Below are 14,188 nucleotides of genomic sequence, written 5' to 3'. Positions count from 1 at the left end.
GGCCCTCGACGTTCAGGTCCTCGATGCAGATCGCCTCATGCCGATCCACGAGGTCGGTGCTGAGCTCGTGGAGGAAGTCCTTCCGCTGGTTCTTTGACTTGCGGTGGGCGGGCCGCTTCTTCGCCTCCTCCCGGCGTTTCGAGCCGAGCTTGCGGCGGTATCCAGCCAAATTCTTCTCCTCCATGAATCGAATGAATCGTTCTTACATAAATTTTTGGGCATGATCCATTAGGTTTCGACCGGCTCCGCCGTAGATTCATTAGCTGATCGCCACGCGGAATGTCTTGACGGGAGTGTGAGGCCGCGAGGGGTAAAGGAGGGCGGAGAATCATCTTCCTCGCGGGGCCGCTGGCGCCGGGCCCGCGGGGAGGGATGAATGCGGGGACACCGCCGTGATCAAACCGGCAGTAGCTTGCGGTGGATGCTGATGTACGAGGCAAGGATGCGAATTCAAATCAATGGTACGCCTTAAAGGTACAAGGCCCATGATGCACGCCACACGTGCGAGGGATCCAGGATGTAAGCCGGACGGCCCTTCTAAGATCGTCCTGATCATCGAAGAGCCGTCGATAACCCGAAGGGCTATGGAATGCCTCTTCCGCCATTGCGGGTGGACCGTGGCCACTGCGACAACCCTGGAGCAAGCCCTCACGCTCCTCGAGATGGGCCCGGGCTATATCATCGTTGACCTGATGCTCTGCGACGGGGAGGGCGAGACGATCCTCAGGGCAGTGAAGAACACGAGTCCCTTGGCTTGGATCATCGCCACCACCGGGGGTGGCGATCGGGAGCGGTATGAGCAGGACGATCAACATTCGCCTCATGCCTTGCTCCGCAAGCCTCTCAACATCTCGACGATCTGTTCCGCGGTCATCGAGCGGGAAGCCTTCGCCTCGTCGCCACGGAAGCATAAGGCGACGCCCGCCGAGGAAAGCCTCCCTGCCGGTTGATGCACGCGGCGAGTGCCTTCCGGACTTCGGGGGCCATGGCCGACCGCCCCGGCATGGGCATGATCTCAATTGGACAGGATAGGGAGGTTGAAGATGGTTGATGTGTTGTTGTATGGCCACGACGAAGATGGACGACTCGACGTCAAGGAATGCAAGGTGGCGAGCCTGGAGGCTCTCGCCCTAATGTTCTCGGGAAACTCCCCGAGGCGTTGGGAATGGGCCGAGGTCGAAGTCCATGACGAATTCGGCACCCTGTGTGTCGAACGCTATCCGGCCGAGGCACTGCGTGCGATCCTAGGGTGCCCCGCACCCGTTGCTGAGCCTGGCGGCACGCCCTTGCATCGCGGCTCATGCCGCAATTCGATATGGCTCAAGATGGATTCCAGGGTGGTGCGAGCAATTGAGCGATGAGTGCGCCGAGGAGTGCCCGCCCGCGGGCCCGGGCGTTGTGGACGAACTGGAAGAATGCGAGGTAGAGCGGCAGCGATTCCTGCGGGATGCCGCGGTGCGGGCGGAGCCAACTCCGCAGGAGCGACCAGAAGCCTTCCATCGTGTTCACGTGGACCTCATGGAAGCCGTCGCCGTCCTCGTCCCGGGCATATTCACCTCTCCCGTGACACACCGTCTTATGCCGATATCCCCACTCCTCCAGCCGGCAGTCGATGTCGTACTCGTCGGTGTGGATCAGCGTCCCCGGGGCGATCGTCGCCTCGATCAAGGGTCGGATAGTGGCCTACTGGACGTTCGCCAGCATCCGGATCACGACCCGCCCGCCGCGCTGCAGCATGCCGAAGATCGGAGGCTTCTCCTTCTCGAGCGTCCCCCGGCCCGGGCCCCCTCTCAGGCGTCGCCGTCGGCCGGCTCGCCCTTTTTTTTGACCGCCTCGGGATGGCCCTTGTGCCCGGCCACGACATAGACCTCGTCGCATTCGACCTCGCCGGAGAGCGGCTCGGGCGGCGTCCGGGCGACGATCCCGCGGCGGAGGGTCGTGATCATCTCGCGGGCGTCGGACTTATCGATGCCGAGCTCGCGGGCGACCTGCAATCCCGAGAGGTTCAGCCCCATGAGATATAAGCAGGCGATCCAGGCCCTCAACGGCTGGTGATGGCCCGCGAAGACGGTGCCGGTCAGGTCGTCGAAGCGCCTCCCGCAGCCATGGCATTCGTATCGCTGGCGCTCGGGCTGTGTGTCATCGCGGCCGTTCTTGACGACCGCGGCCGATTCGCAGGAAGGGCAGGCGACGCCATCTGGCCACCGCATATCGCGGACGGTCTGGAAGCACTTGGCGTCGTCGAAGAGGTCCTGAATGTTCACCATGATGGGGGCTCGCGGTGCCGATCGCGACGGCGGTCAGGGACGTGCAAGGCCCTCGATCCTAGCAGAGCAGAACGTCGAATTCCTCATCACCCCGGAATCCGCCTTGAGCCTTCGATATTATCCCATCCCAGCCCTCCTTTCCCTCGTTGACCGATGCCCGGATCCGGCGACAATCCATCGACTTACGAGGGGAGCAACCGGGAGCGGGCGATCGGGGGGAGAGGACAAGCCATCGATCCCCCCTCGCGGGGCATCGATGCGATGAGGCCCATGCCCTGACCTCCTTTCGAATGGGTCTAAGGCCTCGCGCCGCGCGATACATTTCCGGATGCCAACCCATCCGTCGTCGCTCCCGAGGTCCGCGGAGATCGGCGTCCTGATTCGCCCAGTGACGTTCAGCGGGAGGACTCCAGCCCGTCGTCGGCCCCGGGTGCGATGAACGCCTCTCCGGACGCCACCTTACGGATCGCCTCGATCAAGTATTCGGGGGCCGCACGCTTGAGCACGTAGCCGCAAGCCCCCGCCTCGAACATGGCCCGACGATACCCAGCTCCCTCGTGAGTGGTCAGCGCGATGACGCGGATCCACGGGCGTGAGTGGAAGATCCGACGCGTCGCCTCGATCCCGCCGATCCCGGGCATGGAGACGTCCATCACCACGACGTGGGGGGAGAGCCGGCCAACGCCCTCGACGGCCCCCTCGCCGTTGGACGCCTCGCCGACGACGGCCATGTCGGGCTCGGAGTCGATGAGATGCCGCACCCCATCGCGGATGACGGCGTGATCGTCGGCTATATAGATCCTAAGGTGTCTCAATGGCGGATTCCTCCGAGCCCCTTCATCCGTGCTGGGGATGCGATAAAGACCCCGGGGCCCCCCCGTCCTCGCCGTGTCAAGCCTTCCCACTCCATCGTGGGGACCGCCGACATCGGCGGGGGCGTGCATCGCCCGGGACTCGCCTGCGAATCCGGCAGCGGGTCGAGCAAACCGGGACGGACGCCGACGGACGCTGCATGGTCCGCCGAATCGCGCCACGGTCTACTTCAGACCGGCGACGGTCATCGTCGTCGGCCAGACCCCCTCCGGCGACGCCTCGCATCCTCGCGAGTCGTTGTGAGGATGTAAGGCGAAGGGAATGCCAAGCGGGCCGACCGAGGCGGCTAGAGTGAGCCGTACGGCATCGGGGCGAGGTGGATTGGTCACTCTCTTTATCCAAGGCACTGTGCGGCAATGAGTTGAGGAACTGGGAATTTTGACGGAAGCCGGACTTGCCAGGCCGCGGAGGCCCGACTGAGGCATATCAATTTGAGAAACCTCTCAATCCGAGGTGCGGACCCTCATCCCCGTGCCTCATGTTGACAATACGTTTTCAGCAATGTCGAACGGGCCTCGTCACGCTTCCACCGTCACACCCGAGCGCGTGACGGCGTGACGCGACGCGCTCGCAACGTGACGCGTCACGCGTGATGCGTGACGGGGCGTGTCGCTCTTGTGATGCCCTCGACCCCGACGCGGTCCGGCTCGCCGTAACCTCCCAATCGGCATCGACTTGGCCATGTGCTCCACGTCGAGGATATGGCTCCCGCACGACGCCCCGGAACCCCGATGGGCGAGAGATCGGCTCGTCGCGGCGCTCGCGCGTCACACCCAAGCGTGACGCGCGAGCGCCCGCGTCGTGTGCACTCGACGATGGGTGCCGGCTCGGATCAACGGTATGCCCCCAAAGGATCGCCATCGGAATCGAGGCGAATTCGGTGAAGCGGCGCAAAAAGCCATTCAGATCCCCGGCCGGGATGTGTGTAACCGGGCAGGAGGGATGGGATGGACGAGATGCCGAGCACGCGACCCAGCCTGCTGGTCCGCCTGCGAGACCCGCGTGATGAGCAGGCCTGGGGCGAATTCGAGCAAATCTACGCCCCGCTGGTCCACCGGCTCGCGCGCCGGAGTGGCCTGCAGGACGCCGACGCCGATGACCTGGTCCAGGAGGTCCTCCGCACCGTGGCCGGAGCGATCGACGGGTGGGATCCCGATCCGGCGCGGGGCTCGTTCCGGGGCTGGCTCTTCAGGATCGCCCGCAACCTGATGATCAACCTGATGACCCGGCAGAAGTCGCTGGCATCGGGCTCCGGCGATACCGGGCTCCGGATCCTCCTCGAGTCCCACCCGGCCCCCTCCGGCGGGGACTCGGCCGCCTTCGACGACGAATATCGGAGCCGAGTGCTCGCCTGGGCGGCCGAGCAGGTCCGCGGCGAATTCACCGCGTTAGCCTGGCAGGTCTTCTGGGCCGCCGGGGTCGAGGGCAAGTCGGCGGGGGTGGTCGCGCGGGAGCTGAACGTGACGGTCGGGACCGTCTATCAATACAAGAGCCGCATCATGGCCCGTCTCCGTCAGAAGATCGGGCAAGCCGAGGGCGAGCGATGAACGACGAGCGGAATCGCTTTATGAACGTACGAGCCGACCGATGCGACACGGCCCGGCTTGCACTCCTGCTCGAGGGCCGCCTGCCGGGCGCGGACGAGCCGGCCTTGGTCGCCCACCTCGACGCATGCCGGGCATGCCAGCGTCGCCTCGACGAGCTGGCCGCCGAGGCCCCGTGGTGGGGCGCGTTGCGTCGCCTCGACGACGCGGTGGGGCCGTCGGCGACGGACCGCCGCGGGGGCTGCGAGCAGGAGAAGAGGGCCTGCCGCGGGATGCGGCGCGCCGCCGGGAAGCCGGGGGACGAGGCGCTCGGCTTCCTCGCCCCCTCGGAGGATCCGGGCTGCCTCGGTCGCCTCGGTCACTTCAGGGTCGACGAGGTCCTCGGCCGCGGGGGCATGGGCGTCGTGCTGCGGGCGTTCGACGAGGTCCTCGACCGGGCCGTGGCGATCAAGGTCCTCGCGCCCCAGCTCGCCACCGGCGCCGCCGCCCGGCGCCGCTTCGACCGCGAGGCCAGGGCCGCCGCGGCCGTGGTCCACGAGCACGTCACGGCGATCCACGCGGTCTCCGTCGACGACCGGAGCGGGCTGCCCTACCTGGTCATGCCCTACGTCGCCGGGGGCTCGCTCCAGGAGCGGATCGACCGCGACGGACCGCTGGCGGCGAAGGAGATCCTGAGGATCGGCATGCAGGCCGCGGCCGGGCTGGCGGCGGCCCACGCGCAGGGCCTGGTCCACCGCGACGTCAAGCCCTCCAACATCCTCCTCGAGGATGGCATGGAGCGGGTCAAGCTCACCGACTTCGGGCTCGCACGCGCCACGGACGACGCGAGCCTGACCCAGAGTGGCGTGGTGACCGGGACGCCGCAATACATGTCTCCGGAGCAGGCGAGGGGCGGGCCGATCGATGCGAGGTCCGACCTGTTCAGCCTGGGGAGCGTCCTCTATGCGATGGCCGCCGGGCGGCCCCCATTCCTGGGGGAGTCCCCGCTCGCGGTCCTGCGACGCGTGAGCGATGAGCATGCCAGGGCACTCCGCGAGATCGACCCCGAGGTGCCGGGTTGGCTGGCCGCCGTCGTCGAGAAGCTCCACGCCAAGGAGCCGGCCGACCGATATCAATCCGCCGCCGAGGTGTCCGACCTGCTCGGGAGCCTCCTCGCCGACTTGCAGGGCGGGATCCCGCCGCGGCACCGGGCCCCCTCGGGCGGGTCGTTCGCTCTCCGCGGCGGGGGGAATCCGGGCGGCCGGCCTCGCCTTCTGCGTCCTCGCGGGCATCGGGATCGCCCTGGCCGTCGCAAAGGCATGGCCGCCCGCGTGCATCCCGCCGGGGCCCGCCGAAGGGGGAGGCCCATCGCCTCGCTCTCCGTCGGTCTCCGGCGGCCCACGGGTCATCATCGCGGACGGCCCCGGCGGGGCGCGAGGGCGCGGACATCGTGGGCTCGGGGACGGCGGCCGCGAAGTCGCTCGACCTCGCGGACTTCGCGGCGATCGAGGTGACGCAGCCGTTCAAGCTCGAGGTGCGGCATTCCGACGCCTTCGGGGTCTCGATCACGGCCGACGACAACGTGCTCGGGCACATCGTGGCACGCAGGCAGGGTCGCCGCCTCACGATCGCCCTCGAGGGAGGCCTGAGCTACAGGCTCCGCAAAAATTCCCTCGGATTGGCCGTGACCCTGCCCTCGCTGGAGGGCATCCGCCTCGGGGAGGGGGCCCGCGCCTCGCTCGACGGATTCGGGCGGTTGGGGCGATTCGAGGCCGAGGTGGTCGCCGAGGGCACGCTCGAGGGCACACTGGACGCCGACCTGTTCATCTGCCGCGTCGAGCATGGCGGTCGGGTCTCGCTCCGGGGCTCGGCGAAGGAGGCCCGACTCATCGCCAGGGCCTCGGGCCATCTCGAGCTCGGAGGCCTCGCCCTCGGCGGCGGAGGTGCCCGGGTCGATCTGGAGCACAACTCTTCCGCGTCGCTCAGCCTCCGTTCTGCGAGACGGCTCGAGGCCAGGCTCGCGGCGTGCAGCACGCTGATTGGCGATATCGAGGCGGATGAGGTCGCCATCGAGGCATCGCACGAGAGCCGGGTGCGGCTCGCCGGCTCGACGCGAGATGCCAAGCTCAGGGCCACCGCGTCGAGCGTCCTCGAGCTCGGTCGCCTCGGGCTGCGTTCCGCCGACGTCCGCATCGAGCTCGGCTCCTCGGCGACGGTCGCCGTCGACGGGAAGCTCGACTACACGGTCGAGGGCTCTTCGGCTTTGAAATACCTGGGCGGGCCGGCCATCGGGCGAGCCGAGGCCTCGCCCGATTCTTCGGCCCGATCCACGCCGGCCGAGGACTAATTTTCGAAGGGGCGACGTCACGACTCCTGGCGTCACCAGGCGTTCGTGCCGGCACTCTCACCAGGGCCCGGTCTGATGGCCGGGCCGCCGGGAGCCATTTCCCGCCCGCGCCCCAGATCGGCCAGGCGAGCGCGATCGACATGGGGTTCGTGCCCGCCGATCGGCCGGATGATCCGCTTGATCTGGCAAGAGACCGACGCCCGCGCGTCATCCCGCCCCGGCGAAGAGGGGCCGGCTCGGGGGAGGCCCTGCCGATCCCGATACCGTTCCCGCGTGGCGAGGGGCAGGCCTGATTTGCCGCGCGGAGGTGATCCTTGAGGGAGGATTCGATGGCCACGCGATGTTCCATCGCTGACAATCATGAACATGATTCCTGTCGCATCCCGGCACGGTCGCGGGAGCGCGCCCGCACCTGGATGACGCAGTCCCTGGCGACGGGGCTGCTGGCCCTGATGGGGTGGCTCGTGCTCGACTTCGGAGGGGAGGTGTCGGGTCGCGGAGGCGAATCGCGAGCAACCAAGGGGCACAGGGCCTATCCCCTCGACGTGGCGATCGCATCGCTGGCATACGCCCCCGACGGGGAGGGCCTCTTCCTGGCGTCTCGAGAGAGCCGGGTGATGAGATGGGATCTCGCGACGTGCCGCGTGAGCTCCTCGGCCGCCTGGAGCTGGCATCCCCGCGTCGCGATCTCGCCGGACGGCCGGACGCTGGCGGCGACCGGATCGGGATCGAGCATCGGCCTCTGGGACGCCGAGGGCGGGGAGATGGCCGGCCGGATCGCGATCGAGGGGGCCGATTCCACCGGCTCGCGTTCGCCCCCGACGGCCGGACGCTGGCCCTGGCCGGCCTCGACGGCGGGCTCGCGCTGTGGGATGTGGGCGATGGCATGATCCGGGCCCGAGCGCACGCCGGCCAGTTCATCGGTGCCCTCGCATATGCCCCGGGCGGGGGTTCGGTCGCTGTGGGAGGGCTCGACGGGACGGTCACGCTGCGGGACGCCGGGGGGTTGGGGCGTCTCTGCTCGTTCCGGGCCCAGCCGACGCTGGTCAGCGGCCTGGCCTTCTCGCCCCGGGCCGGGGCCCTGGCGACGGGCGGCGATGCGTCCGAGGCCGTGCGCGTGTGGGACGCGGATACGGGACGGTTGCTGGCGACATTGCCGGGCCACGCAGGCGGGGTCCCCACGCTCGCGTTCTCGCCCGACGGCTCGTTGCTGGCCGCGGCGACGGGGGCCGGCAGGGTCTACCTCTGGGATTCCGGCTCTTGGGGCGTGGTCGGCGTCCTGGAAGGCCCCAGGGCATGGCTGAGCGCCCTAGCCTTCTCGCCCGATGGCAGGTCGCTGGCGACCGCCGGCGATGATCGCACCCTCAGGATCTGGGAATGCCCCCGACCTTCACCGCCTGCGCCCGAAGAGCTGACCACGCATCGCCCCGCGCATTCACGTCCCGACCCCGGCGCGGTAGGTTGTCTACTCGATGTGCCAGCGGCACTAGCCCGCCGAGATGCCGAGAGAGGGAAGACGAATGACCGCTCGAATCGAACGGAGGGGTGTGATGCGGTGGCCGATCGCATTGGGGATCGTTCTGATCGCGAGTGCTGCCGACGGGGCGGAGGATCCCTGGCCGGTCATCGATCGGGTCGAGGCGCAACCGTTGCAGGCGCAGGCGAGGAGGGTGAGCGAGGCGCTGGAGTCCGTCGGCAGCCCCCTGGGGCCGCAGGCCCTGAGAGCGATCGAGGCGGGCGGCGACGATAGGGCGATGAGCAAGGCCGTCCAGGAGGCGCTCGATCCGCTCTGCCTGGCGGCCGTCACCGTCCGGAAAGACGGGGGCGTGCACGCGGTCGCCCGCGGCGGCCGGCCGGTCCTGGTGGAGCACGGCTGGAGGACGTACCTGGTGAAGGTCTTCAACGAGGCCGGGGCGGAGGCGACGCTGGATGTGCAGAGCCCCAATTCGCGACCGGTGCCGGGCGGGCCCCGGGATGAGATCGGCAAGCGATGGCTCGAGCTGTCGATGTACGACGGGAGGCCGATGACGCCCCGCCTGAGCGGACTCGGGCTCGAGTATCGGATCGTCCAGCTCTTCAGCCGCGACGCGGGGGCGCGGGAGGCGATGCTCTGGTTCGACCTGGCGGGCTGGGCCGGACGGCCGGGGCGGCCCGCGTCGAAGTGGCAGGAGGGGTTCTTGATCAAGGAGTGGGGGTTCGAGGAGGGGACCGACGGCTGGTCCGCGACGAAGTCCTGCCGGGTCGAGGGCAAGGACGGGGCCCTGGTGGTCACGCCGATGGGAGGTGCGCCGGGGATCGAGGCGTCCCTCTACTTCGGCGCGCCCCCCAGGGGCGATTATGTGCTGAAGTTCCTGGCCAGGGCGGGACGGGGAGCACGCGCGGAGGTGTCCTGGGCGTCGGGCGGGGACGGACGGTTCGACGACCGGCGGAAGGCCGCGCTGGAGGTCGAGCCGGGGGAGGGGCGGGAGTACGCGGTGGTGTTTCCCAGCGAAGGCGGGATGCTGAAACTCCGGATCGACATTCAGGGCGATGCCGGGCCCGTCGCCTTCGACCGGATCCGCCTGAGCCACGCGGAGCGGACGGGCCCGAGCGAGTCGGCGCTGGCGCTGACCTTCGATTGCCGGCGTTCGACGACGTTGACCTTCGACGTGAAGGACGAGGCCGGCAAGGACACGTTCGCGGCGTTCGTGATCGAGGACGGCCGGGGTCGGGTCTATCCCTCGCAGTCGAAGCGCGTGGCGCCGGACTTCTTCTTCCAGAGGCAGGTCTACCGGACGACGGGGGAGACGGTCCAGCTCCCCGTCGGGGCGTACACGATCGCTTGCTCGCGCGGCCCGGAGTCGATCCCGGAGACGAAGGCGGTGGAGGTGAAGGGCGAGCCGGTGACGTTGTCATACCGGGCCCGGCGCTGGGTCGATCCCTACGCCAAGGGCTGGGTCTCGGGCGACCATCACATCCACGCGGCCGGCTGCGCGCATTACGAGAACCCGACGAAGGGGGTGCACGCCGAGGACATGATCCGGCACTGCATGGGCGAGGATCTCAAGATCGGATGCAACCTCACCTGGGGGCCCTGCTTCGATTACCAGAAGCAGTTCTTCGCCGGCAAGGTGGACGCGGCCTCGCGGCCCCCGTACCTCCTGCGCTACGACGTGGAGGTGTCGGGGTTCGGCTCGGCCCGGTCGGGCCACCTCTGCCTGCTGAGGCTGCGCGATCAGATCTATCCGGGCGGGGACTCGAAGGACCACTGGCCGACCCTGGGGCTGAACACCCTCCGCTGGGCCAAGGCGCAGGGGGCCGTGTGCGGGCCGGCGCACTCGTCGATCGGGCTGACGAACTTCGTGGGCCGCGTGGAGCGGGCCGAGGACGGCCCGGACGGGCTGCCGACCTACAACATCCCCGACTACGCGGGCATCGGCGCCAACGAATTCATCGTGGACATCACCCATGAGGTACCCGGCCCCGGGGGCGGGCCGGTGCCGGCGGTCGACTTCATCTCGACGATGAACACCGACCGCAAGGCCGAGTGGAACATGTGGTACCACACGCTCAACTGTGGGTTCCGCGTCCGGGCCAGCGGCGAGACGGACTTCCCCTGCGTCTCGGGCGAGCGCGTGGGGCTGGGCCGTGTCTACGTGAAGGTCGACCCGCCGCTGTCGTACGACCGCTGGTGCGAGGGCCTCCGCGACGGGCGGAGCTACGTGAGCGACGGCACATGTCACCTGATGGACTTCCGGATGGAGGCGGGAGGGAATGGAGTCGCGGTGGGAGAACGTGGGAGCGAGCTCAGGCTCGCTGGGCCGGGGAATGCTCGCGTGACGGTCGTGGCGGGGGCCCGCAGGGATGAACCGGGCGAGCTGCCGGTGGAGGTGGTGGTCAACGGGCTGCCCGTCGCGACGCGGGCGATCGCGGCGGACGGGGCGGCCCGCACGCTGAGCTTCGAGGTGCCGATCAAGGCGAGCAGCTGGGTCGCGGTGCGGGCGTTCCCGTTCTCGCATACCAACCCGATCTTCGTGCTCGTGGGCGGGAAGCCGATCCGGGCGTCGCGCCAGAGCGCGGAATGGTGCCTGCGGGGGGTGGACCAGTGCTGGAAGGCGAAGAAGCCGACGTACGCCGAGGCCGAGCAGGAGCAGGCCGAGAGTGCATACGAGCACGCCCGGAAAGCGTATCGGAGAATCCGGGATGAATCGGCGGCCCGGAACGATCGTCGGGCCGGGGAAGGATGACGATCTTCCGCCACGTTCGTGGGCGTGGGATCGTCATGGCTGCCGCCCCATCTGCTGCCACTCCGACCCCTAAGTCGACGGGGACTCATCGCCCGCCCGTCAGGAGCCCAGCCATTGCATCTGCGAGCCCAGGACAGCAGGCGGCCCGCTCGATGGTCGCGAGGGTCAGGTCACGAGCGAGCCGATTTCTCGGCAGAGGACCGAGCATTCGTCCAGGCCGGGGAGGCCTCCGCCGGCCGTGTAGGTCCGGCCGCCATGCCGGATCGTGTGCCCGGGCTGCTCCAGCAGGAAGGGCGTCAACGCCTCCTCCGCCTCGTAGAGCCAGAGTGCGAGGTCCTCGATCTCCTGACCATCCAATTCGAACTCGCGGCGCTCGAACTCGGCCTGGCGCAGGTCGAACTCCTCGATCGCTGCGACGGCCTCGGGCGAGAGCCCGGCGGTGTTCAAATACTTGATCCGTTTCTGCCACATGGTGCGCTCCTCTGCGGGTAGGGGGTGATGTCAGTTGTTGAATCGGGTCACGGCGGGGGTGAGGCGAGCTAGCGGGGAGGACTAGGACTGTGCAGGATGGATCACAGTCCGAGCCACGATTGCCAGGTCCCGATCGTGGACGGCGGACCTTTCGCCCCGCTGGCTGGCTGGTTCTTTGGTTGTGCCGCAGCGTTAACTTCCTTGCCTTGCTTGTCCGCCTTGTCGTTCAGCTTTTCGAGTTCCTTCACGATCCGCTCCAAGTGGGTCGTCTCCGCCGACTTGTCCGCGAAGACATGCTCATAAACATTTCCACCGATATACTTTCCTGCCAGGCCCGCCAACCCTGCCGGACCTCCTGCTATACCGCCGGCCACATCCGTCAGCGAAACACCGCCCCTGGCTGGCGAAACCTCCCCCCCCAGTGCTTTGATCTGATCTTCCTTGTTCTTCTTCAGTTGATCGTTGATCATCACCTCCTTGCCCTCGACAAGCCCGAATGTCGAGGCCGAGGCTAATTTCTGCTTGACCTTCCCCCATCCCGTGTCGAACACACCCTGGTCGGTCAGGTCGCTTTCGGCCTCGACCCGGCCCGTCTCGTAGTCGGAGTGAAGCAGGCCGCGTCTCAACGTGGCCGCATCTCGCTTGGCTTGCGCGATCTTGTATCGCCCGATACGACTCCCCTGGAACTCCTTCGCCTTCTTCTCCGCGATCCCCTTCTCCACGGGCTTCGTGGCCAGGCCCATGACGTCCTCGTAATCGCCCTGGGTGTGGGCCTCGTAGAACCTCGTCAACCCCTTCCTCTCGCCCGATTGCGCGAAGCCGCGATCCTGCAGGAATTTGTCGACCGACTGGTCCTTCTTGAGATTCTTATCCAGATACGTGAAGAACTTGCGCAACTTCTGATCGGGGTCGTCGGTGTCCAGGATCCCGGCCTCCTTGATGGTCTCCCCCTGGGACTGGATGGCCCCCTTGTTCTTCGTCATCTTTCCGCTCCGCTCGAGGCCGCGGATGCTCTGCTCCACCGAGGTCGCGGCCGTGCCGGCGCCCGCCTTGGTCGCGAGGGCCGTGAGGGCGGCCGCCTGGAGGGGATTGTGGAACTTGCCCTGCAATACGCCGGAAGACATCGACGTCAGCACCTTGGCGTATTGCTGGGTTCCTTGCATCTGCGTGCCGGCACCCTTGCCCAGGATCATGTCGGCCGTCGTCGCGGTGTCGGCGATATCCTCGGCCTGCAGGTTGTCGCCCTTCATGAAGGACGGGATGAGGCCCATCGCCGTGGCCCGGGCGCTGATGGCACGCTCTCCCCCGCCCGCCCTGGCGGCATACTCGGCGCCCACGATCTCCAACTTCTCGCGTTGCTCCTGCTTGACCTTGTCATCGCCTACCGTACCGAGCGTGTTCGCCAGTTCGGCCCGCCAGGTGACCGCCTCGCGGTGCGTCAGCCCCGACTTGGTCCTCACATCCGAATGATGTGCCAAATCCTCATCTGTTGGGAATGATTTTTCTTTGATCGCAGCGATTTCCCTCAGATCCCCCAAGGTATCCAGGGTCTTCTGCGCCATCTCCAGGGCACTTTCCTTGGCGCTCACGAAAGATTCGGCGAGGCTCTCCACCCCGGCCACGAGGATCCCGATCCCGGCGGCCGTGGCGCCGACAGCGGTCAAAGCGGTTTCCAGGCCCAAGGCTCCTGCCGTCGCCTCCAGGAAGCCCGATCTCTCGGCGCCCATCGTGGCGATTGCGGCGTCGACGCGGGCCTTGTTGCTTTCCCTCATCTTGGCATTAAACGCCTGCTGCCGGACCTGCTGATTGGTCAGAGACTTGGTGACCAGGCGATCCTGTGCCGCCTGCGCCCGGGCCGCCGCTGCATGTTGCTGTGCAACGGCTTTTGCCGCCCTATCTGCGGCTTGCTGCTGGGCTTTCGCCGTTCGCTCCGCCGCAGCCTGGGCCGCTTTCGCCGCCCTGTCGGCGGCGGCCTGCTGATCCCTGGAAGCCTTGGCGGCGGCGGCAGCGGCCCGAGTATGAGCCTTCGCAGCCTTGTCCTGGGCGGCCTGGTGCGCCCTGGCCGCTTTATCGGCGGCGTCTTGGCCCGCCTTGGCCTGCTTGGCGGCGCTTGCCTGGGCGGCCCTCGCGGCCCGGTCGGCCGCAGCCTGAGCCGCTTTCGCCGCCCTGTCGGCGGCGGCCTGCTGGGCGGCCGCGCTTCGGTTGGCCGCGGAGGTTGCCGCATTGGCCGCCGCGTTGGCGGAATTCCCCAGGGCCGCCATCGCCTTGTCGATGCTCGCCGCGGCCTTCGTCGCGGTCTTGTCGAGCTGGCCCATCGCGGCGTTGGCACGCCTCACGGCGGCCTCGGCGGTGCTCGAATCGACGATGAACTGGATGATGTATTTCTTCTTGGCCAAGTTGCCACCTCATTTCATCCAATGCTGCCCAACGTGCTTACGGATGTCATGCTTGCGAATTCCTCAACCCACCGGTTGGGATGGG

At 67.9% G+C, this 14,188-nt stretch carries 10 protein-coding genes and 2 pseudogenes; 7 read left to right on the top strand and 5 right to left on the bottom strand.

The window, feature by feature from the left end:
- Positions 1-52 precede the first annotated feature (52 nt).
- A pseudogene (locus tag ACOYYX_RS18510) lies at positions 53-184 on the bottom strand (RNA-guided endonuclease TnpB family protein); the annotation flags it as partial.
- 274 nt (positions 185-458) lie between these two features.
- Between ACOYYX_RS18510 and ACOYYX_RS18505 the strand changes: the two are divergent.
- On the top strand, positions 459-950 hold the full coding sequence (locus ACOYYX_RS18505) for a response regulator (RefSeq protein WP_422931393.1): 492 nt from the start codon (positions 459-461) through the stop codon (positions 948-950).
- A 370-nt stretch (positions 951-1,320) separates the two neighbouring features.
- Here ACOYYX_RS18505 and ACOYYX_RS18500 read toward each other — a convergent pair.
- Positions 1,321-2,267 (bottom strand): annotated as a pseudogene (locus ACOYYX_RS18500) (IS1595 family transposase).
- A gap of 395 nt (positions 2,268-2,662) precedes the next feature.
- Entirely contained in the window at positions 2,663-3,082 is a 420-nt protein-coding gene (locus tag ACOYYX_RS18495; RefSeq protein ID WP_422931392.1) for a response regulator, read from the bottom strand.
- A gap of 1,005 nt (positions 3,083-4,087) precedes the next feature.
- Between ACOYYX_RS18495 and ACOYYX_RS18490 the strand changes: the two genes are divergently transcribed.
- From ACOYYX_RS18490 to ACOYYX_RS18465, 6 genes are all read left to right on the top strand, one after another.
- Positions 4,088-4,687: an RNA polymerase sigma factor gene (locus ACOYYX_RS18490; RefSeq protein ID WP_422931391.1), complete on the top strand. Its 600-nt coding sequence runs from the start codon at positions 4,088-4,090 to the stop codon at positions 4,685-4,687.
- Positions 4,688-4,707: 20 nt separating this feature from the next.
- Positions 4,708-6,177 (top strand): serine/threonine-protein kinase, encoded by a 1,470-nt coding sequence (locus tag ACOYYX_RS18485; RefSeq protein ID WP_422931390.1) that lies wholly within the window; start codon positions 4,708-4,710, stop codon positions 6,175-6,177.
- Complete coding sequence (locus ACOYYX_RS18480; RefSeq protein WP_422931389.1) at positions 6,114-7,010, top strand: GIN domain-containing protein; 897 nt, start codon at positions 6,114-6,116, stop codon at positions 7,008-7,010. Before ACOYYX_RS18485 ends, ACOYYX_RS18480 begins: the two co-directional genes overlap by 64 nt.
- A gap of 329 nt (positions 7,011-7,339) precedes the next feature.
- Positions 7,340-7,900 carry a WD40 repeat domain-containing protein gene (locus ACOYYX_RS18475; protein WP_422931388.1) on the top strand — a complete coding sequence of 187 codons (561 nt, stop codon included), beginning with the start codon at positions 7,340-7,342 and terminating at the stop codon, positions 7,898-7,900.
- Positions 7,897-8,760 (top strand): WD40 repeat domain-containing protein, encoded by an 864-nt coding sequence (locus ACOYYX_RS18470; RefSeq protein ID WP_422931387.1) that lies wholly within the window; start codon positions 7,897-7,899, stop codon positions 8,758-8,760. The genes ACOYYX_RS18475 and ACOYYX_RS18470 overlap by 4 nt, the downstream gene beginning before the upstream one ends.
- Complete coding sequence (locus ACOYYX_RS18465) at positions 8,681-11,236, top strand: CehA/McbA family metallohydrolase (protein ID WP_422931386.1); 2,556 nt, start codon at positions 8,681-8,683, stop codon at positions 11,234-11,236. The genes ACOYYX_RS18470 and ACOYYX_RS18465 overlap by 80 nt, the downstream gene beginning before the upstream one ends.
- A 165-nt stretch (positions 11,237-11,401) precedes the next feature.
- Here ACOYYX_RS18465 and ACOYYX_RS18460 read toward each other — a convergent pair whose 3' ends face one another.
- Together ACOYYX_RS18460 and ACOYYX_RS18455 are read right to left on the bottom strand one after the other, a co-directional pair.
- Positions 11,402-11,707 carry a hypothetical protein gene (locus ACOYYX_RS18460; protein WP_422931385.1) on the bottom strand — a complete coding sequence of 102 codons (306 nt, stop codon included), beginning with the start codon at positions 11,705-11,707 and terminating at the stop codon, positions 11,402-11,404.
- Between the two features lie 101 nt (positions 11,708-11,808).
- Positions 11,809-14,103, bottom strand: coding sequence for a hypothetical protein (locus ACOYYX_RS18455; protein WP_422931384.1), 2,295 nt, complete (start codon positions 14,101-14,103; stop codon positions 11,809-11,811).
- Positions 14,104-14,188 lie beyond the last annotated feature (85 nt).

This window comes from Singulisphaera chitinilytica (genome assembly GCF_049331405.1).
Classification (GTDB): domain Bacteria; phylum Planctomycetota; class Planctomycetia; order Isosphaerales; family Isosphaeraceae; genus PoT.
The sequence above is the reverse complement of the archived record's forward strand: the minus strand, read 5'-3'. Positions and strand labels throughout refer to the sequence as shown.